Annotated in this window: 20 protein-coding genes; 10 read left to right on the top strand and 10 right to left on the bottom strand. The window is 42.7% G+C overall.

The annotated features are described in order from the left end of the window. Positions 1-60 precede the first annotated feature (60 nt). From sthA to CDG60_RS12530, 3 genes are all read left to right on the top strand, one after another. A complete protein-coding gene (gene sthA, locus CDG60_RS12540) occupies positions 61-1,476 on the top strand; it encodes a Si-specific NAD(P)(+) transhydrogenase (RefSeq protein WP_087511807.1) in 1,416 nt (471 codons plus the stop codon). A gap of 102 nt (positions 1,477-1,578) precedes the next feature. Beyond that, positions 1,579-2,541 (top strand): bifunctional helix-turn-helix transcriptional regulator/GNAT family N-acetyltransferase, encoded by a 963-nt coding sequence (locus CDG60_RS12535; RefSeq protein ID WP_087511806.1) that lies wholly within the window; start codon positions 1,579-1,581, stop codon positions 2,539-2,541. Positions 2,542-2,608: 67 nt separating this feature from the next. After that, the gene (locus tag CDG60_RS12530; RefSeq protein ID WP_087511805.1) at positions 2,609-3,706 is read left to right on the top strand and encodes an AAA family ATPase; all 1,098 of its coding nucleotides are present in this window, start codon (positions 2,609-2,611) and stop codon (positions 3,704-3,706) included. Between the two features lie 39 nt (positions 3,707-3,745). On the opposite strand, the gene CDG60_RS12525 is transcribed toward CDG60_RS12530, so the two are convergent. Continuing rightward, the gene (locus CDG60_RS12525) at positions 3,746-4,165 is read right to left on the bottom strand and encodes a GNAT family N-acetyltransferase (RefSeq protein WP_087511804.1); all 420 of its coding nucleotides are present in this window, start codon (positions 4,163-4,165) and stop codon (positions 3,746-3,748) included. Between the two features lie 184 nt (positions 4,166-4,349). After that, the gene (locus tag CDG60_RS12520; protein ID WP_087511803.1) at positions 4,350-5,213 is read right to left on the bottom strand and encodes a pirin family protein; all 864 of its coding nucleotides are present in this window, start codon (positions 5,211-5,213) and stop codon (positions 4,350-4,352) included. Between the two features lie 106 nt (positions 5,214-5,319). Here CDG60_RS12520 and CDG60_RS12515 point away from each other — a divergent pair, with 106 nt between their 5' ends. After that, positions 5,320-6,261, top strand: coding sequence for a LysR substrate-binding domain-containing protein (locus tag CDG60_RS12515; protein WP_087511802.1), 942 nt, complete (start codon positions 5,320-5,322; stop codon positions 6,259-6,261). A 303-nt stretch (positions 6,262-6,564) separates the two neighbouring features. Here the strand turns inward: CDG60_RS12515 and CDG60_RS12510 are convergent, their stop codons facing one another. The 5 genes from CDG60_RS12510 to map form a co-directional block, all read right to left on the bottom strand. Beyond that, the gene (locus CDG60_RS12510; RefSeq protein WP_087511801.1) at positions 6,565-7,791 is read right to left on the bottom strand and encodes an MFS transporter; all 1,227 of its coding nucleotides are present in this window, start codon (positions 7,789-7,791) and stop codon (positions 6,565-6,567) included. Positions 7,792-7,970: 179 nt separating this feature from the next. Beyond that, a complete protein-coding gene (locus CDG60_RS12505) occupies positions 7,971-9,083 on the bottom strand; it encodes an OmpW/AlkL family protein (protein ID WP_087511800.1) in 1,113 nt (370 codons plus the stop codon). Positions 9,084-9,277: 194 nt separating this feature from the next. After that, positions 9,278-10,414: an OmpW/AlkL family protein gene (locus CDG60_RS12500; RefSeq protein ID WP_087511970.1), complete on the bottom strand. Its 1,137-nt coding sequence runs from the start codon at positions 10,412-10,414 to the stop codon at positions 9,278-9,280. Between the two features lie 229 nt (positions 10,415-10,643). After that, positions 10,644-11,723, bottom strand: coding sequence for an OmpW/AlkL family protein (locus CDG60_RS12495; protein ID WP_087511799.1), 1,080 nt, complete (start codon positions 11,721-11,723; stop codon positions 10,644-10,646). Positions 11,724-11,919: 196 nt separating this feature from the next. Next, positions 11,920-12,747: a type I methionyl aminopeptidase gene (map, locus tag CDG60_RS12490; RefSeq protein WP_087511798.1), complete on the bottom strand. Its 828-nt coding sequence runs from the start codon at positions 12,745-12,747 to the stop codon at positions 11,920-11,922. Positions 12,748-12,957: 210 nt separating this feature from the next. Here map and rpsB point away from each other — a divergent pair, with 210 nt between their 5' ends. From rpsB to CDG60_RS12460, 6 genes are all read left to right on the top strand, one after another. Continuing rightward, on the top strand, positions 12,958-13,710 hold the full coding sequence (gene rpsB, locus CDG60_RS12485; protein WP_087511797.1) for a 30S ribosomal protein S2: 753 nt from the start codon (positions 12,958-12,960) through the stop codon (positions 13,708-13,710). A 142-nt stretch (positions 13,711-13,852) separates the two neighbouring features. Further along, positions 13,853-14,731 (top strand): translation elongation factor Ts, encoded by an 879-nt coding sequence (gene tsf, locus CDG60_RS12480; RefSeq protein WP_087511796.1) that lies wholly within the window; start codon positions 13,853-13,855, stop codon positions 14,729-14,731. Between the two features lie 133 nt (positions 14,732-14,864). Continuing rightward, positions 14,865-15,440 carry a DUF3465 domain-containing protein gene (locus tag CDG60_RS12475; protein ID WP_087511795.1) on the top strand — a complete coding sequence of 192 codons (576 nt, stop codon included), beginning with the start codon at positions 14,865-14,867 and terminating at the stop codon, positions 15,438-15,440. 120 nt (positions 15,441-15,560) lie between these two features. Beyond that, positions 15,561-16,406 carry an AraC family transcriptional regulator gene (locus CDG60_RS12470; RefSeq protein ID WP_087511794.1) on the top strand — a complete coding sequence of 282 codons (846 nt, stop codon included), beginning with the start codon at positions 15,561-15,563 and terminating at the stop codon, positions 16,404-16,406. Positions 16,407-16,524: 118 nt separating this feature from the next. After that, entirely contained in the window at positions 16,525-17,313 is a 789-nt protein-coding gene (locus CDG60_RS12465) for an AzlC family ABC transporter permease (RefSeq protein ID WP_087511793.1), read from the top strand. Then, a complete protein-coding gene (locus tag CDG60_RS12460; protein WP_087511792.1) occupies positions 17,310-17,624 on the top strand; it encodes a branched-chain amino acid transport AzlD family protein in 315 nt (104 codons plus the stop codon). The genes CDG60_RS12465 and CDG60_RS12460 overlap by 4 nt, the downstream gene beginning before the upstream one ends. A gap of 72 nt (positions 17,625-17,696) precedes the next feature. Here CDG60_RS12460 and CDG60_RS12455 read toward each other — a convergent pair whose 3' ends face one another. The 3 genes from CDG60_RS12455 to bsh form a co-directional block, all read right to left on the bottom strand. Next, positions 17,697-18,143, bottom strand: a complete 447-nt coding sequence (locus tag CDG60_RS12455; protein ID WP_087511791.1) for an Mpo1 family 2-hydroxy fatty acid dioxygenase — start codon at positions 18,141-18,143, stop codon at positions 17,697-17,699. 107 nt (positions 18,144-18,250) lie between these two features. Continuing rightward, positions 18,251-19,033: a DUF4850 domain-containing protein gene (locus tag CDG60_RS12450; protein WP_087511790.1), complete on the bottom strand. Its 783-nt coding sequence runs from the start codon at positions 19,031-19,033 to the stop codon at positions 18,251-18,253. 36 nt (positions 19,034-19,069) lie between these two features. Further along, positions 19,070-20,806, bottom strand: a complete 1,737-nt coding sequence (bsh, locus tag CDG60_RS12445) for a metal-dependent bile salt hydrolase (RefSeq protein ID WP_087511969.1) — start codon at positions 20,804-20,806, stop codon at positions 19,070-19,072. Positions 20,807-20,887 lie beyond the last annotated feature (81 nt).

Below are 20,887 nucleotides of genomic sequence, written 5' to 3'. Positions count from 1 at the left end.
GCATAACTTAGGTCATAATACCGCAGATATATAGATAGAATTTTGTATAAGGAGCTTTGAATGCCACGTAAGAAAGAAGTCGTCAGCGGAAATTATGTGAAATACGATGCAGTCGTACTTGGCTCTGGTCCTGCTGGTGAAGGCGCGGCAATGAAGCTGGCAAAATCGGGCAAACGTGTTGCGATTGTAGATATCCGTGAGCAGCTCGGTGGTAACTGTACGCATGTAGGTACCATTCCAAGTAAGGCACTGCGTCAGACGGTATCAAGCATTATCCGTTATCAGCGTGATCCGATGTTCAAAAAAGTGGGCGACTGGAAGCAGTTCACCATGAAACAGGTGCTGCGTAATGCACACAAGGTGATTCAGCAACAGGTCGATACGCATTCACGTTTTTATGACCGTAACAATATTGATGTATATCATGGTCGTGCCTATATCCAGGACAAAAATACCGTTCATATTTTCGGTGAAGATGGCATTAAGGAAACTTTAGGTTTCGGTCAGATGGTTGTGGCTACAGGTAGCCGTCCTTACCATCCTCAGGGACTGGACTTTAATCATCCGCGTGTTTTTGATTCAGACAAAATTCTGGATCTGGATTTCACAATTCATAAAATCATTATTTATGGCGCGGGCGTGATTGGTTGTGAATATGCATCCATTTTCATTGGTCTGGATCATAAAGTTGATCTCATCAACACCCAACATCAGCTTCTGAGCTATCTGGATGATGAAATTGCCGATGCACTGTCTTATCACTTACGTGAACAGGGCGTACTGATTCGCCATAATGAACAGATTGATCATCTGGAAACTTTTGATGATCACGTCGTGATGCACCTGCAAAGCGGTAAAAAAATTAAAGCAGATGCAATTCTGTGGTGTAACGGGCGTTCAGGAAATACTGACGGCTTAGGTCTGGAAAATGTCGGCATTACCCCAAACAGCCGTGGTCAGCTTTCAGTTAATGATCAGTATCAGACTGAAGTGGATAATATCTACGCAGCAGGTGATGTGATTGGCTGGCCATCTCTGGCTTCGGCGGCTTATGACCAGGGACGCTGTGCGGGTTCAAACATGTCTGGCGAACTGGATGTGAAACCGGTTAAAGATATTCCGACAGGTATTTATACCATTCCAGAAATTTCATTCTTCGGTAAAACTGAAAGTCAGCTGACTGAAGAAAAAATTCCGTATGAAGTGGGTCAGGCATCTTTCCGTCATCTGGCACGTGCACAGATTACCGGTGATACAGTGGGTGAGCTTAAAATCCTGTTCCATCGTGATACTCTGGAATTACTGGGTGTCCATTGTTTTGGTAACAATGCAGCGGAAATTATCCATATTGGTCAAGCCGTGATGCAGAGTGGAAACAATACGATCAAGTATTTTGTGGAAACGACATTTAACTATCCGACTATGGCAGAAGCGTATCGTGTAGCGACATTGAACGGTATGAACCGTTTGTTCTGATACCGTTTTATTTAACCCGTAAGTTCAGGCTTGCGGGTTTTTTTATTGCCAATAGTTGCATAGCACAACTTCTTGTGAGAATATGGTTGTATTGCACAACTAATGGTATTCACATTGGAATCTAAGGACAAAATTATTGCCGATATACGCCAGGCCTCTCGTGAAATGGTGCGTGAGCTGGGTTTTATGCAAAGTACCCTGGCTGCAACGGATTATTCCGCATCCGCTGTGCATGCATTGATTGAAATTGATGAAAAACAACAGGTCACATCGGCACAATTGGCACAGTTTTTAGGTCTGGAAAAATCAAGCATCAGTCGAATGATCGCGAAATTATTGCAGGCAGGTGAATTACAGGAAAGCATTGCAGAAGAAGATGCACGGGTAAAATATTTAAAGTTGACTGAAAAAGGACGGGAGACGGTTGCACAGATTCATGATTTTGGAAAAATGCAAGTGAGTGCCGCATTGCAATACCTGAATCCTGGCTTGCAACAGTCCGTAGCACAAGGCTTACAAGCCTATGCGGTCGCATTAAAGCAATACCGGACTCAGGCACATTCACAGCAACATCATTCCATTGAAATTTGTACAGGTTATCAGGCAGGTATGATTGGACGTATTACTGAAATGCATGCGCAGTACTATTCGCAAACCTCAAATTTTGGTCAGTATTTTGAAAGTCTGGTGGCGCATGGTATCGCTGAATTTTCAGGACGTCTGGAACATGCTGTAAATCAGATATGGACTGCAAAACTGAATCAGCGCATCGTGGGTTCAGTTGCGATTGATGGGCAGGATCTGGGCGGAAATATTGCACATTTAAGATGGTTTATTCTGGATGATGGTTGTCGTGGTCATGGAGTAGGGCATCAGTTACTGCAACAGGCAATAGAACATTGTGATGAACAGCAGTTCAGGGAAATACATCTCTGGACATTTAAAGGTTTAAATGCTGCACGAAAACTCTATGAACGTTTTGGTTTTCAATTGGTTGAAGAAGTGGAAGGACAACAATGGGGTAATCAAGTTGTTGAGCAAAAATTTGTACGTTTCGCATCTTGAGTTTTATATCGTGAACCGTTAAAACCTAGGTGAAATTCCTGTTATATGCCACATTTGGACAATTTACATGACCATCCAGTCTGTCACGATTCAGGGCTTCCGTTCTGTCCGTAATCTGAACTTAGCTTTAAAACAGCTGAATATCATCAGTGGTGCAAACGGTTGTGGAAAGTCCAATCTCTACAAAGCAGTGCGCTTGTTGCATGAGGCTGCCAATGGACGGCTGTCACAGGCGATTGCAGAAGAAGGGGGTATTCAGAAAGTCATGTGGGCAGGTGGTCATCGGGCTGGGGACAGGGCGAAAGATCCGAAGCGGATGATTTTATCAGTTGAAATGCAGCATTATGACTACCAGATGGAAATAGGTTTTCCTGAGCCATTGATCAGTCTGTTTGCTTTAGATCCCTTGGTGAAAAAAGAAAATATCTGGCTCAGTGGTTATCAGCGTCGTCGTATGAGTCAGCTGATGGAACGTATCAATCAAGCTGCATTTTTGAAAAATGTTGAAAATGAACGGATCAGCTATCCGATGACACTGACACAGGAAGATTCCATTTTTGGGCAGCTGTCCGATCCACATCTGTATCCCGAAGTGTCGCAGGTACGGGAAACCATGAAAAACTGGCGTTTTTATCACGAGTTTTCGGTCAGCGCACATTCTCCCATGCGTGTGCCACAAGTCGGGATACGTTCACCTGTTCTGGCGCATGATGGTGCGAATCTGGCAGCGGCTTTTGAAACGCTGCGTGAACGCGGGCAGACTGAATCATTATATGCTGTCCTGGAAAAAGCCTTTCCCACTGCACAGTTTTATGTCGAAGAACTGGGTGGGCGTTTTCAGATGATGATGAAGCGTGAGGGAATATTAAGACCACTTGAAAGTGCAGAATTTTCAGATGGGACATTACGTTTTCTGTGTCTGGCAGTGGCGTTGCTCAGTCCACGGCCACCAGTCTTTATGGCACTGAATGAACCTGAAAACAGTTTACATCCTGATCTGTTACCTGCACTTGCCATGCTGATTGCGGAAGCAAGTCAGTATACTCAGCTCTGGGTGACGAGCCATTCGCCTGATCTGGCTGAAATGATTGGTCGTTATTGTGAGTTGCAGCATATTCAGCTGGATCAGAAAAATGGGGAAACAGTTGTGGTGGCAATGGATTAAAAATAATTGAGAATCTTAAGAAAACGATTGTTGTCTTGATCAATCTATTTTTTTACTAAAACCTGTTGAGCTGATGCTAAAACCATTTTGTAGATAAAAAGCATGAGCAGCTTGTCTTTCAGGTCGATTGCCACTGTTTAAAATGATCTGATGGATTGCATGTTCGTGTGCAAAGTTTTCCATAAAACTTAGAAACTGATGTCCTAAACCTTGATTACGGTATTCCTGTTTAATAATCAATGCTTCTATTCTGAGTAAAAAGCCATCATATTGCCATGCATATTGTTTGATACATCCCATGAAACCAATCACTTTTTGTGCGTCACAGGCAACGAAAGTAAAATAATGAGGTTCATGAGCAATAATCTTTAATCTTTTTTGCAGCTTTTCGACAGAAACAGGGTAGCCAAGCTCATCAAGAAGCGCTGTCAGCTGGGCAATATCATGGTCTGAATCCATGACGCTTATGGTGAAATTCAAAATTATATCATCGCATATGAACACTTCATTGGATGAATATAGCCGTGTTCTGTATTTGCACAAATCTCAATGAACGATATGTTTATCATTATAAAACTCATCGAAAAACAATCTACCAAAGCAATAAAAAAGGAGCTGAATCAGCTTTAGCTCCCTGGTTGGATTAAGCAAACAGACCATTTTGAAAATCTACAAATGCTTGTTGAATCTCAGCTTCGGTGTTCATTACAAATGGACCATGGGCTGCGATGGGCTCATTTAATGGTTCACCACTCACAATCAACAGTCTGGCATCTTCAGTACACTCAATACTGACTGCATCAACTTCATGGGTTAAATAAACTGTTTGCAGGTGATGAAAGTTCTGACCATCAATTTTAACCTGACCACTCAACATAAAAATAATGCTGTTCCATGCAGGATTGAAATGAAACATTTCAGACTTTTCTGCATTTAACTTCACGTCCAGCAGATTGATGGGGCTGAACGTTCTGGCAGGACCTTTAACAGTACGGTTCGCATGGATGTAATTTCCTGAAATAACCCGCACTGAACCATGCCCATCGGTGAGTTCAATCTCAGGAATACTGGCTTCGGTCAGTTCCTGATAACGGGGTTCAGTCATTTTGGCATGGGCTGGCAGATTGACCCAAAGCTGGATCATATCCAGGCTTCCACCACGCTGAGCAAAGTCTTTCGAATGGTGTTCTGCATGTAAAATACCTCGACCTGCAGTCATCCACTGCACTTCATTTTTACCAATCTTACCGCTGTTGCCTCTGGAATCCTGATGTTCCAGTTCACCTTCAAAGACAATGGTCACAGTTTCAAAACCGCGGTGAGGATGCATCCCTACACCACGCTGATGAGTGGCTGGGCTGAACGGATAGCTTTCGGTATAACCCATGACCAGCAATGGACTGGTGGCATTACCCATTTCTTCCATGGGTAGCATGGAGTTGGTCGGGAAGCCGTCACCGACCCAGGTACTGCGGTTGCTGGTATATACTTTTTCAATTGTTTTCATTGTATCTTCCTCAAAATTTATATTTCACCTTACTCAGTTAATTGAGGTATAAACGACAGAATAAAGCGTTACGCGTACAACAGTATTTTCTAAAAATGGAACAATCATGCAGAATTTAAATGACTATTATTATTTTGTTCAGGTTGTTAAATATCAGGGTTTTACCAAAGCCAGTGAAACACTGGGCATTACTAAATCCAAACTGTCCCGTCGTATAACAGAACTGGAAGGGCGTTTAGGTGTCCGTTTAATTCAGCGCAATACCCGAAAATTTGCTGTCACTGAGATTGGTCAGCAGTTTTATCAGCACTGTTTGAAAATATTGAATGATGTGGATCAAGCTGAAAATTTCATTCAGAGTTCATTGACTGATGAACCTTCGGGCTTAGTGCGTATTTCATGTCCAGTGGCACTGGTCAATATGCCAGTGGGCGATATGATCGCTGAATATATGCAGAAATATACCGGAGTGGAAGTTCAGTTGCTGGCGACCAACCGGCGGGTGGATCTGATTGAAGAAGGAGTGGATCTGGCTTTGCGGGTGTGCAATACGCCCCCTGAAGACAGTGAACTGATTATCCGTGAACTGGATGCCTGGGAACATGTACTGGTGGCTGTACCTGAGTTGTTGAACCGCTATAAACAACCCGAAAGTTTTGCTGATCTGTCGGCATTGCCCAGTATTGGGTTTCATGGAGCAAAACAGGTCTGGCTGTTTCAGAGCCCTGAGCAGAAAAATGTTTACCATGACATTGAGTTTCATCCCCGTTTAAAAACGGACAATTTTTCTGCGATGAAAGCAGCGGTGATGAAAGGTGTGGGAATCGCATCCTTACCCAAAGTCTATGTGAAAGATGAACTGATCAGTGGACAGGTACAGGAAATATTGCCCGAATGGTCTTTGCCAAAGGGAGTGATCTATATTGTTTATACGTCCCGACAGGGCATGATGCCTTCAGTGCGTTTTTTACTTGAGCATCTGATTGAGCAGTTTAAGGTACTGGATTTAAAGCAGATGGAAAATCAGTGTCCAGCTAAAAAAAGTTGAATGATTATGATTGAATAAACTTCTGATGAAAATGGTTCATCAATTGGATGGGTTCTTGTAATGAACGTCCCTTCATCCTAACCTTCCCCCAAAGGGAGAAGGTACTTTACACTGTTAAATATGAATACCATCAATGATTTTTTTTGACTTTTGCTGGAGCATTAATTTTAATGCGCACAAAACGCCATATTAAAATATTCAAACAGATCAGGCGTATTCAGCCAAAGTAGCGCAGACAGAGCTATGCAGATCATCAATCCTGTCCATAACCCCAGTTTCAGCCATGGCAGTGTGTTTTCAGAATCAGTCATCGACGACAGCCTTTTCATTGACAAAGAAATGAACCAGTACACCAAAAGCACTCAGGACAATGGAGCATGCCCAGATCATGTTGTAATTTCCTGTTATATCATGATTCAGACCGCCCAGCCATCCGCCAAAAAATGAACCGACCTGATGGGTGAAAAACACGATTCCACTGAGCATGGTCAGATATTTAACACCAAACATATTGGCGACTATACCATTGGTCAGAGGGACAGTAGACAGCCATAACAGCCCCATGACTGTTCCAAAAATATAAACCGACCAGGTGGTTAATGGCAATGCGAGAAAGGCAATGATCGCAATACCACGAAGCCCATACAGCCACATGAGCAGGTGAGGTTTGGAAAATTTATCCCCTAAAAAGCCCGCACTGTATGTTCCCACAATATTAAACAGACCGACCAAAGCCAGGAAAACTGTACCTGTGGATGCATCAAAGCCGTGATCGATCAGGTATCCTGGTAAATGAATACCCAGAAAAACCACCTGAAAACCGCAAACTAAAAAACCCAGTGCCAGCCATATAAAAGGCTTATGTGAAAAAGCAATTTTTAGAATCTGTTTAAAGCTTAAAGCAGGCTTATGACTGACCTGTTTTGAGTTGGAATCTGTATACATGGGTGCTTTCAGCATCCATGCCAGTGGTATGATCAGAGCAGCTAAAATTGCACTGATGACCAGTGCAGAAGACCAACCGAAGTTTTTAATCAACAGCAGGGTGGTTGGCAGCATGATGAACTGACCGAATGAGCCTGCTGCACTGGCAATACCCATTGCCATACCACGCCGTGATGGATGTGCCGCACGACCAACGGCAGAAAGCAGCACTGAAAAAGATGTTGCAGACAGCGCCATCCCAATGATCAGTCCGGCACTTAAGTCGAGTAACCATGCGGAGGAGCTTACTGACATCAGTAACAGTCCAATGGTGTACAGCGCACCTCCGACAGCGACAACTATTTTACTGCCGTATTTATCTGCCAGTGCACCAGTAAATGGCTGAACCGCCCCCCACAGCAGATTCTGCATGGCAATCGCCAGGCTGAATACCTGATGGTTCCAGGAAAACTCATGGCTCATCGGAACCAGATACAGCCCAAAACCATGTCGGATACCCAAAGACAATGCCAGAATAAAAGCACTGCCAATCAGCATATAAATAAGAGGTTTAGAAAAACGAGTATCGTCCTGTGAAGCCGTCATGATCAATCCATTGCATCTTTTATGTGAATTGTAGAAGAATAAATTTACAGATGCGACAGAATAAAACTTTGATCAACAATAAATTAAAGTTATCAGAAAAAAAGAGGACGGTATAAACCGTCCTGGAGAAGGAAGAGGGGGAAGCTATATTTATAATTATTTGATCTGCTCTCAGGTGATCAGTGACGGAAGCCAATACCGACATAGGTCAGCAGAGGATCGACATCAATGGAGGTTTCTGCATGGTTCAGGGTTTGACCTGTCGTTTTATTAATAACATCAATGGTTACATCATTACTTAATTTGGCATAAGACACAGAAGCAACTGCAAACCAGTTTTCCTTAAAGTCATAAGTAAAACCCGCTGTGACAATTGGTGCAAATGCATCATCAGCTTTCAGTTTGACTTTCAGATCTGCCGATGATGTTTTATGATCGAGTGCAGCTCCAGCTTTTCCATCCAGCAGGTTCTGTACCATGTGTGCGGAAGCAAGCAGATCATTTTTTACACCTTTATCCATTTTTACTTCACTGAAATAAGCATACATAAAGCCTGCACCGACATAGGGGCGGAATTTATTGACACCGGTTTTACCAAACTGATAGTGCATTTCAAATGCAGGTGTCCAGGCACGGGCAGTGGAAACAACATCATATGAATCCAGGTCTGTGATCAGAATGTCATTTTTTAAAGGCATTTTACCCAGACCCAAAAATGCTGAAGTTCCACTTGGAAGAGCTGTTCCTGTCATTGGGGCAATAATTTTACCTTTACCCTTAATATCGACTTTAGGAGGAAAGCCCCCTTTCATTTCAATTGCGACATTATCTGTAAAATGATATTTGGACATGATTCCAAGCGTATCAATATCATCCGGTTCCAGTCCTGACCCCTGAGCTGTCCAACCTGACAGTCCATTAATAATGGATTCCCCACTCAGGTTCGCTGGTAGAACTCCATCTTTAATCAGAGTTAAAAACTCACCAGTTTTTACAATGCTCTCAAATTTCTGGTACTGTTTTTCTCCCTCAGGGGTAGAGCGATCTATGGACTTTCTGACAGATTCCAGACTGGCTTCACCCACCGCAACTTTTGAACCTTCAGCAATAGGAGTGGTAATCTGATACGGATTGGCTTTGCCCTGAGACATGACATGCAGCCAACCGACGGAAGTTGAAAAGCGTTTAAAACCATTTCCCTCTTTCAGGCTGAACCATGGTGAATCAGCATGACTGAGTACAGGTGTTAAACATGACCCTGTTGCGGCAACGCATAATAGTAACTTTTTCATCAATGGAACTCCGTGTCCTGATATTTTTTTTATTAATGAGTAATCTCATGCAGTTCATTAAAACAAAGTGAATCAGTTGGAATAAGGGGACGAAAAAGATGAAAAAGGGGGGTGAACAGGACTTTTTACATTTTATATACATGATTTGAAATAAAAAAAGCGGCGCAAGGCCGCTTCACGGAATACGTCGGATATCAGAAGCGATAGCCAACACCTACATATGTAATCACAGGATCAATATCAATTTTGGTAGTCGCGTTAATCAGTTCTTTACCTGTATTCTGATCGCTGACAGTAATTTTTGCATCACTGTTCATTTTTGCATATGAAACGGAGCCAACGGCAAACCAGTTTTCATTAATATCATAAGTTGCTCCAATAGTTGCAATTGGAGCAAAGACATCTTCAGCTTTTACTTTAACGCGTGGGTCAGCAGAAGATATTTTCTTTTCCAGTGCTGCACCTGCTTTGCCATCCAGAACATTCTGAATCATATGGCCAGCAGTAATCAAATCTGATTTAATACCCGAATTAAGTTTTACATTATCAAAATAAGCATACATGACGCCTACACCGACATAAGGGCGAAATTTATTTACACCTGACTTACCAAACTGATAGTGAATTTCAGCGGCAGGTAACCAGGCGGTTGCAGTAGCTGCGTTACCTCCCTGAGAAATATCTGTAATTGGAAGTTGTGCATCAAGTGGAATATCCCCAACACCATTAATTAAGGGGTTGGCAATTGGTCCCAGAATACCACCAACATTTCCTTCAGGGGTGGCTATACCAACAATGGGAGCACTGATCTGCCCCTTACCTTTAATGTTGACTTTTGGTGGTATTCCAGCTTTGATTTCAAGTGATAAATTATCAGTGAAGTTATAATTCATCATAATGCCAAGAGTATCTACATCTTCTGCTTCCATGCCCGTACCTGGATTATCCCAGCTTTCCAGACTGTGAATCTGTGCTTTTCCGGTCATGTCTGCAGTCAGGATGTTGTCTTTAACTAATCCGACGATTTTTCCTATAGAGGCAACACTATTCAGTTTCTCTTTTGCTTTCTCTCCTTCAGGCGTTTTAGCAATAGCATTTGAAACGGTATCCAGGTTGACATCACCCACAGCATAAGAACCACCTGCAACGGCTGTGTTGGCTTTTACAGGATTGGCTTTACCTTGTGGCATCGCATGTAACCAGCCTGCGGAAACAGAAAAGCGTTTAAAACCATCCCCATCTTTTAAGCTGAAATATGGTGAATCTGCATGACTCAGTGCAGGCAGGCTCATCAGTGATGAGGTGGCTATACACATCAGTGTTTTATTCATTTCTGGGACTCCATGTCCATTCATTGATATTCTTCTTTGAATATTGATTATTAAAATGAATAAGATAATGATTTGTGTATAAAAAGTTATAAAAAGGTCAGGGGAGGTTATTTATAAAGCGAATTGTTAAGACTGTATGACGTACAACAAGGTTTTTTGTAAAGATATGAAATTTTGTGAAAAAAAGCGGGAGATATTCCCGCTTTTGATTTATCGAATCTGATGATGATTAAAAACGGAAGCCAATACCAGCATAGGTCATGATTGGATTCACTTCAATTTCGGCTTTGGAATTGATCAGTTCAACACCTGTATTGGTATTGATGACGCTGATGGTGCTTTCATTTTTAAGATGGGCATATGACACTGATGCAACTGCATACCACTTGTCATTAAAGTCGTAGGTAAATCCAGCGGTGAGCACAGGTGCAAATGCATCAGTGGCTTCAAGTTCAACTTTCATAACACCATTGGAGTCTTTTTTCTCAATGGATGCACCTGCCTGATTGTTGATGATATTCTGAATCATATGACCAGCAACAATAAGGTCCTGTTCAACACCTTTATTCAGCTCAAGTTCATTAAAGTAGGCATACATGAGCCCAGCACCAACATAGGGACGGAATTTATTGACGCCCGTTTTTCCGAAGTGATACTGAAACTCAAAAGCGGGTGTCCACGCTCGTGCTGTTGCTGCTGTGTCTGACTGTTCAAGATTGGTGATCGGTAAGCTGTTTGAAAGAGTCAGATTGCCAAGCAGTCCGCCCATAGGCGAAGCAACAGCGGCAAATGGTGCATTGATCTGACCTTTTCCTTTAATATCCACTTTAGGTGGAATCCCGGCTTTCATCTCAAAGGAAATATTGTCTGTAAAATAATAGCTGTTCATCAGACCCAGTGTTAAAACATCATCTGCTTCAAGACCTGTGCCAGGATTATCCCATCCAGACAGACCATAAACATAAGAGTCTCCACTTAAGCCACTTGAAACATTGCCACCAAATATGCCAATGACTTTGACCAGTCCTTCCACAAGGTAATTTGGCTTTCTGTTCGGATCAAGGTTTGCAATAACGGTACTTGCTTTAATATCACCAACTTTTGACTTATAACCCTCAGAAATGGAAGTTCCAGCATGGATAGGCGAGGCTTTACCTGTTGGTGTCACGAGTAAGGCACCAGCGGACACAGAAAAACGTTTAAAGCCTTTGGCTTCCATGCTGAAGTATTTTGATAAATCTGCGGCTTGTGTAACTCCAGACAGTGTAGTTAAGCCTGTAGCAACACATAACAATGCGGTTTTGTTCATCCTGAATTCCCCTGGATATTCTATTTATTTACTGCATTTCTTTTTTGTGATTCATTTTACATTTATCTAAAGAAATGAATTTATTTGAGTTATTGAAAATTAATTATATACAGTTGTCATTTTTTGTACAAATAGTTGCAGCATAAAAAATGGCTGCCGAAGCAGCCATTGATTTATGTATGAAAATATGAATATGTTATTTGTTGAAACGGCTCAGGTCTTCTTCAGGACGCGCAGTCAGGACTTCCACACCTGTCTTTGTTACAAGCAGCGTATGTTCATACTGAGCAGAAAGGCTGTGATCTTTGGTGACCACTGTCCATTTGTCTCCCAGAAGTTTGGTTTTCCAGTCACCACCGTTGACCATCGGTTCAATAGTAAATGTCATGCCTTCTTCCAGCACCATACCACTGTTGCCCTGACCATAATGTAAAACCTGTGGTTCGTCATGGAAAACTGTACCAATCCCGTGACCACAATACTCACGGACTACACCAAAACGTTCAGATTCCACATATTTCTGAATCGCAGCACCAATATCACCAATGGTTGAACCAGGTTTCACCGTTTCCATGCCACGATACATGGCTTCCTGAGCCACTTTGCACAGACGGTCTGCAAGAATGGACGTTTCACCACCCACGATGTACATCATGTTGGTATCGCCGTGGTAACCATCTTTAATGACAGTCACATCAATATTCAGAATATCGCCTTTTTTCAGAATTTTACTTTCTGAAGGAATTCCGTGACAGACCACGTGGTTGACAGATGTGCAGATTACATGCTGAAAAGCAGGACGACCTGGTGCCGCGCCGTAGCCTAAACAGGCAGGAATGGCTTCCTGTTTATTGACAATCCAGTCATGACAGATCGTATCCAGTTCAAGTGTTGAAACACCTGGTTTGATATGCGGTTTGATCATATCCAGCACTTCTGCCGCCAGTCGTCCCGCCACACGCATTTTTTCAATTTCATCTGGGGTTTTAATTAATCGACGTGGAGCTTCGTAAGTAGTGTTCATGATCTCTAAAAACTTTTGGAAATTTGTATGTGACTATGGTATAAATAGCCGCCCATTTTATCAAATGCTTTTTCGTGAATATATTTCATGAACTTTGATAGAACAGGGTATTAAAAAATCCGCACATATATCGTCACATTTCTCTGGGTGCCTGAAAGGGTGGAGAATGCGGATATATGGAGGCCTAACCCAAACTTTAAGGTAAAGAAAATGGCAGATTACAACGTAAGCATGCGCGACCTTCTTCAAGCAGGCGCTCACTTCGGTCACCAGACTCGTTTCTGGAACCCAAAAATGCGTCAGTATATTTTTGGTGCGCGTAACAAAATTCACATCATTAACCTTGAGCACACTGTTCCTGCGTTAAACGATGCTCTGAACTTTGTTAATAACCTTGCAAGCAAAAAGAACAAAGTATTGTTCGTTGGTACTAAACGTGCTGCTTCTGCAATTATCCGTGAACAAGCTCAACGCGCTGGTCAGCCATATGTAGATCACCGCTGGTTGGGTGGTATGTTGACTAACTGGAAAACTCTTCGTCAGTCAATCAACCGTTTAAAAGACCTTCAGACTCAATCTACTGACGGTACTTTTGCTAAGCTTACTAAACGTGAAGCTTTAGAACGTACTCGTGAAATGGAAAAACTTGAACGTGGTCTTGGCGGTGTTAAGAACATGGGTGGTTTACCTGACGCATTGTTCATCATCGACGTTGATCACGAAGCGATTGCAATTAAAGAAGCTAAGAACCTTGGTATTCCTGTAATCGGTATCGTTGATACAAACTCTAACCCAGATAACGTAGATTTCGTTATTCCTGGTAACGATGATGCGATCCGTGCTGTAACACTTTATGCTTCTGCTATGGCTGATGCGATTATTGCTGGTAAAGAATATGCGCAAACTCAGTCTAATGCTCAGGCTAAAGGCGAAGAAGCTGCGAAAGAAGCTCCAGAAGCTTAATGCGTTTTTGACGCAGACTTGTCATTTTTGCGACATGTAACAGTGGCAAATTAAGCGTCAATCAAGCAAAACGGCTCAGATTTCAGGTTTGAGCCGTTTTTGTTCAACAGATTCATTATTCTACCGTATTTAGGAGAACAACATGACTGCAGTTACTGCGAGCATGGTAAAAGAATTACGTGACCGTACTGGTCTTGCTATGATGGAATGCAAAAAAGCATTGACAGAAGCAGGCGGTGACGTTGAATTGGCGATTGATAATCTTCGTAAATCAGGTCAGGCTAAAGCTGCTAAAAAAGCAGGTAACATTGCTGCTGACGGCGCGATCACAATTGCTCAGGAAGGCAATAAAGCTATTCTTCTTGAAGTAAACTGTCAGACTGACTTCGTTGCTAAAGACGAAAACTTTGCTGGTTTCTCTGCACAGGTTGCTGCTGCTGCACTTGCTGCAAACGAAATTGATGCTGCTAAAATTGCAGAACTTAAACTTGCTGATGGCCACACTGTTGAAGAAGCGCGTATTGCACTTGTTCAAAAAATCGGTGAAAACATCCAGGTTCGTCGTGCTGCAATCGTTGAAGGTGAAAACCTTGCTGTTTACAAACACGGTTTAAAAATTGGTGTTGTTGTTTCTTACACAGGTTCTGCTGAAACTGGTAAAGGTATTGCAATGCACGTTGCTGCGTTCAATCCTGTTGCTGTTACAGCTGAAGGCGTTTCTGCTGAACTTGTTGCTAAAGAGAAAGAAATTGCTGAAGCTAAAGCAATTGAATCTGGCAAGCCAGCAAACATCGTTGAAAAAATGGTATCTGGTTCGGTTGAAAAATACCTGAACGAAGTTGTTCTTGAACGTCAAATGTACGTAATCGACAACGACAAGAAAGTTGCTGACGTTCTTAAAGCAACTGCAACAAATGTTGCTCAGTTCGTTCGCTTCGAAGTAGGTGAAGGTATTGAGAAAAAAGCAGAAATGAGCTTCGCTGATGAAGTTGCTGCTGCTCAGGCTGCTGCTGCACAATAATTTTACTGTTTCAGTGAAATTGAAAAACCCCTCTTTTAGAGGGGTTTTTTGTATGAAAATTAAAAAACCATACGGACAAATATGACTGAGCTTCTATAATGCTCAATATAAAATTGATATTGTATCTGTAGTTATGGCAAATAAAACACATCTGGGTATTGGTGCAACGATTGCACTGCTGGTGGCTGCTTATTTCGGTATTGATCTGAATCAGCCGACAGATCAGTCAGAACAGCATTCATCGCAGGACAGTCGTACTGAGACGAAGCAGCTGGAACAGGTGCAGACTGAACAACGAACAGAGCAGCAGAATAAAAAAGATCAGGATCAGCAAACACAGCATCAGTATCAACAGAACAGCAGTCAGAACCGTCATGGCTCACAGGTCATTCAACAGTCTTTTCAGCGAAAACTCAGCAATGTACAGGTGCAGTCGGCAGGAACGGTCAAAGCTGTTTTACGCGATGATAATGAAGGTTCAAGGCATCAGAAGTTTATTTTAAAACTGGATAATGGCTTAACTGTGCTGGTTGCACATAATATTGATCTGGCCCCGCGTATTGAAAACTTAAAGAAAGGCGATACAGTCGAATTTTTTGGTGAATATGAATACAGTCATCAGGGTGGGGTGATTCACTGGACGCATCATGATCCTCAGAAGCGTCATGAAGATGGCTGGCTGAAGCATAATGGCCTGACCTATCAGTAAACATTGGGTGGGTGATTCAGATCACCTGATTTTTCAGAACGCAATTTTGTTCTATACAGATTCTGTTTTTCCCGTCATGATTTATTTCAGTGTGCTGAACCATTTGAAGCAAAGGCAGATATGAGCGTTCCGTTTGAACAGGTGGATTTCCTGCATTTACAGGAACTGGGTGGTCTGGAGCTGCTTAAAGCACAGTACCGTCAGAAACAGTTTTCAAGGCATGTACATGAAGGCTACTGCATCGGCATTATTGAAGATGGCGCCCAAAGTTTCTTTCGTTCAGGTGCTTTGCACACTGCACCCAAAGGCGACATTATTTTGGTCAATGCTGATGAAATTCATACAGGTTCTTCGGCAGTGGAAACCGGTTGGAAATATCGTGCAATTTATCCTACACCTGAAATGTTGCTGGATATCAGCCAGGATTTTTTCACTCATAAAAATACAGTGCCGTGGTTTCCAGATGCGGTCATCCATGATGTTGGGCTTTCACAACAGTTGAGTTTGCTGTTTGATTTATTTGAACAAAAAGATAATGCTCTGCTGAAGGAAAGTATGTATCTGTCCACACTTGCAGTCTTAATTCACCGTCATGCAAGAGCAAAACCCAGTCCCAGGATTTTAGCTGAGGCTCAGCGAAAAATAGAAGTGGTCAAAGAGCTGATACGGAATTTCCCTGAGCGGAATTTCAGTCTGACCGAGCTTGCTGAATATGTTTCACTAAGTCCCTGGCACTTTTTAAGAGAATTTAAAAAGCATACAGGTTTACCACCCCATGCATGGCTGATCCAGGTGCGCTTGCACAAAGCCCAGAAACTGCTGAAACAGGGGCAGGGAATTGCTTTGACTGCACAGCATCTGGGATTTTCAGATCAGAGCCATTTCAACCGTCATTTTAAAAAAGCAGTGGGCGTAACGCCATCGCAATATCTGACACATCTGAATCCTGATGCCTTGAAAGCTTGATAAAAGGCGGTATTTTTAAGCGGCTATATCAAAACAGCAATTTTGTACAAGCGGAAAAACAATGGATGATGCAGACTGAAGCTCATTCAGTGTAACAATCGAGTGCATCATTGTTGATATGACCGATCATACTTCTTATTCATCAAATTTCTCCTCTCCTGAGCACCAGCCATTTAAAGCATTCAGACAGGGGGCACTTGATATTTTACCCTTATCCATAGCTGTTTTGCCGTGGGGAATCCTGGCAGGTTCCATGGCGGTCAATGCTGGACTGAGTTTTGCTCAATCGTTTGCCATGTCCTCGGTTATTTTTGCAGGGGCGGCTCAGTTGGTCAGTTTAGGTCTGGTCATGTCTGATGCTTCTGCAATCACAATCATCATCACGATTTTCTTTTTAACCACTCAGCACCTGATTTATGCACTGAGTTTTCGTTCAGATGTGCAGCACTTTTCCTTAGGAAAGCGACTGGGCATAGGTTTTCTGCTTACGGATGAACTCTTTGCTGTCGGGATGGCTAAAAGTCAGCCACGGACTTTTGCCTATCTGTTTGGGGCAGGACTGTGCTTTTATCTGAGCTGGTGTCTGTTCAGTCTGATGGGGATTGTACTGGCAAATGCTATTCCTGATCTGGAAAGTCTGCACCTGGATTTTTCTATTGTTGCCGTGTTCATTCTGATTATTGTGCCATTAATTAAAAATGTTGCCACGGTTGTCGGGGTTGTAGTGACACTGATCAGTTGTCTGGTTTTTAAATATTTACAGATGGACTCGGGCACAGTACTGGCAGGTTTGACTGGTATGGCAAGTGCTGCACTGACTGCTAAGCTGTTCAATAAAAATAACTCAGCTCAGATACAACCTGAAGTTATAAAGGAAAAACAGCCGAAAGAGGGGCAGGATCAATGAGCTGGTTTTTATTGCTGACACTTGCACTGATTGTCTTTGCGAACCGTTATTTTTTTCTGGAACCCAAGGTTGCCATCCGTTTACCGCATGTTTTTGAACAGATGTTGAAATATTCTGCCCCCTGTTTACTGACAGCGATCTGCGCTCCGATTGTATTTTTTAATGAAGGACAGTTCAGACAGATTCCACTGGATCCTTATTTTATTGCTGCTGTCTGTACTATTATTTTTGCTTTGTTCATCCGCAAAATTTTATGGAGTCTGGCACTTAGTCTGTTGTGTTTTTACACGCTGAATTTTGCATTATCCTGAGCAGAATTGAATTGAAATAAACTCACAGAAGGGCAGAATGTCATGAAAATCTGCCCTTGCTGTTTATTTGCGTTAAAACGCTTCTTTCTGGCGTGTTTTCCAGTTCGGTAGTACTTTGGCTAAATATGCATCCATGCACCATACAGGGCCAATCAGGAGGAACTGGAGGTCTTTAAAGAATGATGGCTTTTTACCTTCAACTTTGTGACCATAAAACTGCCCGATCCATGCCACGACAAAAAGTCCCAGATAAAACCCTTTTCCAACCGGCAGAATGATGATCAGCCAGGCCATAACAAAAAGCAGAGCCGCCATTGCAACGGCAAGTACAATATCCATACGGGCATAAAATACCAGGGTCAGAACAATGATCAGAGCGGTGAGCATGGCATTGAACTGGGCAATAATTCCAATAATTGAAAACAGAATTGCTGGGACGCAGACCCAATGAATCGCTTTGTTGGTCGGATTCTGGTGACTTTCGCTGTACTCATCAAACCATTCGGTGACAGTTTTCATTGTGGCTCTCCATGCAGATGACTGTTATTTCTTTGTTTGATGAAATATAAAGCAGAAATCAGTCCTGGTCAAAATTTAAGTCTCATACAGCAACGCACTTCAGTTCATTATTTTAAAAAATTAAACTGATTTTTAAAGGGAAAGAAATTGAGTACAGTCCTTGCCTGAGCCTGATGTTCCGGCAGTAAATGCACAGTGATATTCTGATAATTGGTGATTTCATTATCTGAATACAGTGCGATGCCATGTGATTTTGCAGGATAAGCCGGATTTTTAAAGCTGAATAAAACTTTGTGTGGATTTGCCCGGACAATATTCAGATATTTATGCTGATCTACATAGCCACCAAATTCATTTTCCACACTTTCTTTTAAAACTTCAGGAAAGTACAGGCTTGCATAAGGCATGCCACAGCCCATACAGGCAGATGAATTATAGATCTCAATTGCTTCTTTGCGGTCAGGGCTCATGAGTAATGCTGAAGCAACGCCTGAGGGTCCCATATCGGCTTCGATCACTTGCCATGAAACGGGTGCGAGTATGGCTCCAATATTGGGGAAAATAACAATTTTAAAATGACCGATAGATTGAGCCGGCAAAGTAAAATCATAGCGACAGGGCTGCTGGTCTGTGCAGGGCTTATATGTACGGTAATATTTTGGAATGTCATTCAAAGGGTTAAGTATGGCAATGCCTTCGACAGGAATCTGTACATTGTTTTTAAAATGAGCCGTTCCTATCCGCTCGGTTTTAAAACTTCGTTGCTGATAGCTTTGTGCATTGAAAGCAGGGAAAGAAGGTTCAAATACTTTCACCTCTGCCTGAACAGCTGTTATGAAAAACAGCAGGCTCAGCCAAAGGACAGCAGTCTGTCTGTAAGATTTCAGCATGATCGATTCTCAATGCCAAAGTACAGATCTACACGCTTATTCATCTTTACTGCTGTAAATCTGTCTGCCTTCTTTGAAAGTGGACAGAATTTTAATATTTTTAATTTGTGTCGGTGGGACTTTCAGTGGATTCTGATTCAGAATCACCAGGTCGGCAAGTTTGCCTTTTTCCAGTGTTCCTTTGTCTTTTTCTTCAAAATACTGATAAGCCGCCCAGTCGGTGACCGATTTTAAAGCAATATAAGGACTGACTTTCTGATCTGCTCCCAGTACATCCCCTGAGCGGGTTACACGGTTGACTGTGGCATCAATCACCATCATGTTTTTAGGTGGGATCACAGGTGCATCGTGATGCTGAGTAAAGATCATATTGCGTTTTAAAGCTGACCCTGTTGGTGAAATACGGTTGGAACGTTCGGAGCCGAGAGTTTCATGCTTATGCCAGTCCCCCCAGTAATAGGTGTGCAGTGAAAAAAATGATGGGATCAGTTTCAGGGTTTTAGCTTTATCCAACTGATCTTCACGCATGGTCTGTGCATGGATAATGACATTACGACGGTCAGAATTGCCATATTTGCTCGATGCCTGTTCAATGGTCTTTAAATACTGATCAATCGCAGCATCTCCATTGGCATGAGCAAGGATCTGCCAGTTGTTCTTAAATGCAGTGTCGATGGCACTCTGAACAATCTTCTGATCAGGATAAGCCGGGTAGCCACGGTAGTTTTTATTCTGACCGGCAGGTGGAACGACATAAGGCTTAGTCAGCCAGGCTGTTTTGCCCTGAGGTGAGCCATCCAGGCTGATTTTGACCCCACCGATTCTGAAATGTTTCTGATACTGCTTTGATGAACCATTTTTCAGCATGTAGTCCATTTCATTCATCAGGTCGGGGTAGACGACAACATCAATATCAAGCTGTCCAATCTGAGCGAAGCTACGCCACAGTTCAGAGGTGCCTGCATCGGCACGACCTTCCTGAACAGTGGTATATCCATTGGCAATATAGGTTTTCAGTGCGGTTTTTGCCATATTCTGCATGGTTTCAGGTGGCACAGCTTTAAACGCGGTTGCCATCGCAGAAAATACAGCTGCTTCTTCCAGTACTCCATCGGGTTCTCTGGAATCCTTTTTACGACGGATTACACCGCCAACAGGGTCAGGAGTGCTGCTGCTGATTTTGAGCAGTTCAAGGGCTTTGTGATTGACTGAAGCCAGGTGTCCAGACTGATGCAGCACAATAATCGGATGTGTGGTTGAGACTTTATCCAGGTCATCAGCAGTTGGCTGTCTTTTTTCCAGCAGTTGGGCATCATCATGACCATTACCAATAATCCAGCCACCTGTCTGCGCTATAAATTTCTGATTTGACTGTTGCCAGGTGGACAGAGCCTGAAGCAATGAAGGAATATCGGTCACTGTACCATCAGGTGTGGAATACAGGTTCGCAACGGTCTGCTGTAAACCGACACTGTTCAGATGACTGTGTGCATCAATAAACCCAGGTAATAATGTGTGACCCTGTAAATTGAGCTGTCGGGTCTGTGTACTGGCAAGTTTTTGAGCGGAGCTATAATCGCCTACAAACTGAATCCGTCCATTTTCGATGAAAACAGCTTCAGCATTTTCAGGAGTCATACCTTTCATGGTCAGAATATCACCGCCATAAATCAGCAATGAGTTTTCAGCTGAATGTGGTGACTGAGCATCAGTTTTTTGAGTATGGGGCTTTGAAGGTGAACTGACGCAGGCGCTGAGGGAGAGTGCGGTCATGGATGCAAGCAGTATGAAACGCTTTTTATATCTGAAACTTGAGTTTTCTGATTCTGTTTGCATACTGTTCCCCTGGATTCG

It is taken from the genome of Acinetobacter chinensis (assembly GCF_002165375.2).
GTDB classification, from domain to species: domain Bacteria; phylum Pseudomonadota; class Gammaproteobacteria; order Pseudomonadales; family Moraxellaceae; genus Acinetobacter; species Acinetobacter chinensis.
Note: the sequence above shows the minus strand (reverse complement) of the source record. Positions and strands in the feature narration are given on the sequence as shown.

What these genes read in the sequence shown, in the direction of transcription:
- tsf (WP_087511796.1), top strand. Translation starts at nt 13,853, where the DNA reads ATGACTGCAGTTACTGCGAGCATGGTAAAAGAATTACGTGACCGTACT.
- CDG60_RS12510 (WP_087511801.1), bottom strand. Translation starts at nt 7,791, where the DNA reads ATGACGGCTTCACAGGACGATACTCGTTTTTCTAAACCTCTTATTTAT.
- CDG60_RS12530 (WP_087511805.1), top strand. Translation starts at nt 2,609, where the DNA reads ATGACCATCCAGTCTGTCACGATTCAGGGCTTCCGTTCTGTCCGTAAT.
- CDG60_RS12475 (WP_087511795.1), top strand. Translation starts at nt 14,865, where the DNA reads ATGGCAAATAAAACACATCTGGGTATTGGTGCAACGATTGCACTGCTG.
- CDG60_RS12520 (WP_087511803.1), bottom strand. Translation starts at nt 5,213, where the DNA reads ATGAAAACAATTGAAAAAGTATATACCAGCAACCGCAGTACCTGGGTC.
- map (WP_087511798.1), bottom strand. Translation starts at nt 12,747, where the DNA reads ATGAACACTACTTACGAAGCTCCACGTCGATTAATTAAAACCCCAGAT.
- CDG60_RS12455 (WP_087511791.1), bottom strand. Translation starts at nt 18,143, where the DNA reads ATGAAAACTGTCACCGAATGGTTTGATGAGTACAGCGAAAGTCACCAG.
- CDG60_RS12525 (WP_087511804.1), bottom strand. Translation starts at nt 4,165, where the DNA reads ATGGATTCAGACCATGATATTGCCCAGCTGACAGCGCTTCTTGATGAG.
- CDG60_RS12505 (WP_087511800.1), bottom strand. Translation starts at nt 9,083, where the DNA reads ATGAAAAAGTTACTATTATGCGTTGCCGCAACAGGGTCATGTTTAACA.
- sthA (WP_087511807.1), top strand. Translation starts at nt 61, where the DNA reads ATGCCACGTAAGAAAGAAGTCGTCAGCGGAAATTATGTGAAATACGAT.
- bsh (WP_087511969.1), bottom strand. Translation starts at nt 20,806, where the DNA reads ATGACCGCACTCTCCCTCAGCGCCTGCGTCAGTTCACCTTCAAAGCCC.
- CDG60_RS12465 (WP_087511793.1), top strand. Translation starts at nt 16,525, where the DNA reads ATGACCGATCATACTTCTTATTCATCAAATTTCTCCTCTCCTGAGCAC.
- CDG60_RS12450 (WP_087511790.1), bottom strand. Translation starts at nt 19,033, where the DNA reads ATGCTGAAATCTTACAGACAGACTGCTGTCCTTTGGCTGAGCCTGCTG.
- CDG60_RS12495 (WP_087511799.1), bottom strand. Translation starts at nt 11,723, where the DNA reads ATGAACAAAACCGCATTGTTATGTGTTGCTACAGGCTTAACTACACTG.
- CDG60_RS12515 (WP_087511802.1), top strand. Translation starts at nt 5,320, where the DNA reads ATGCAGAATTTAAATGACTATTATTATTTTGTTCAGGTTGTTAAATAT.
- CDG60_RS12535 (WP_087511806.1), top strand. Translation starts at nt 1,579, where the DNA reads ATGGTATTCACATTGGAATCTAAGGACAAAATTATTGCCGATATACGC.
- rpsB (WP_087511797.1), top strand. Translation starts at nt 12,958, where the DNA reads ATGGCAGATTACAACGTAAGCATGCGCGACCTTCTTCAAGCAGGCGCT.
- CDG60_RS12470 (WP_087511794.1), top strand. Translation starts at nt 15,561, where the DNA reads ATGAGCGTTCCGTTTGAACAGGTGGATTTCCTGCATTTACAGGAACTG.
- CDG60_RS12460 (WP_087511792.1), top strand. Translation starts at nt 17,310, where the DNA reads ATGAGCTGGTTTTTATTGCTGACACTTGCACTGATTGTCTTTGCGAAC.
- CDG60_RS12500 (WP_087511970.1), bottom strand. Translation starts at nt 10,414, where the DNA reads ATGAATAAAACACTGATGTGTATAGCCACCTCATCACTGATGAGCCTG.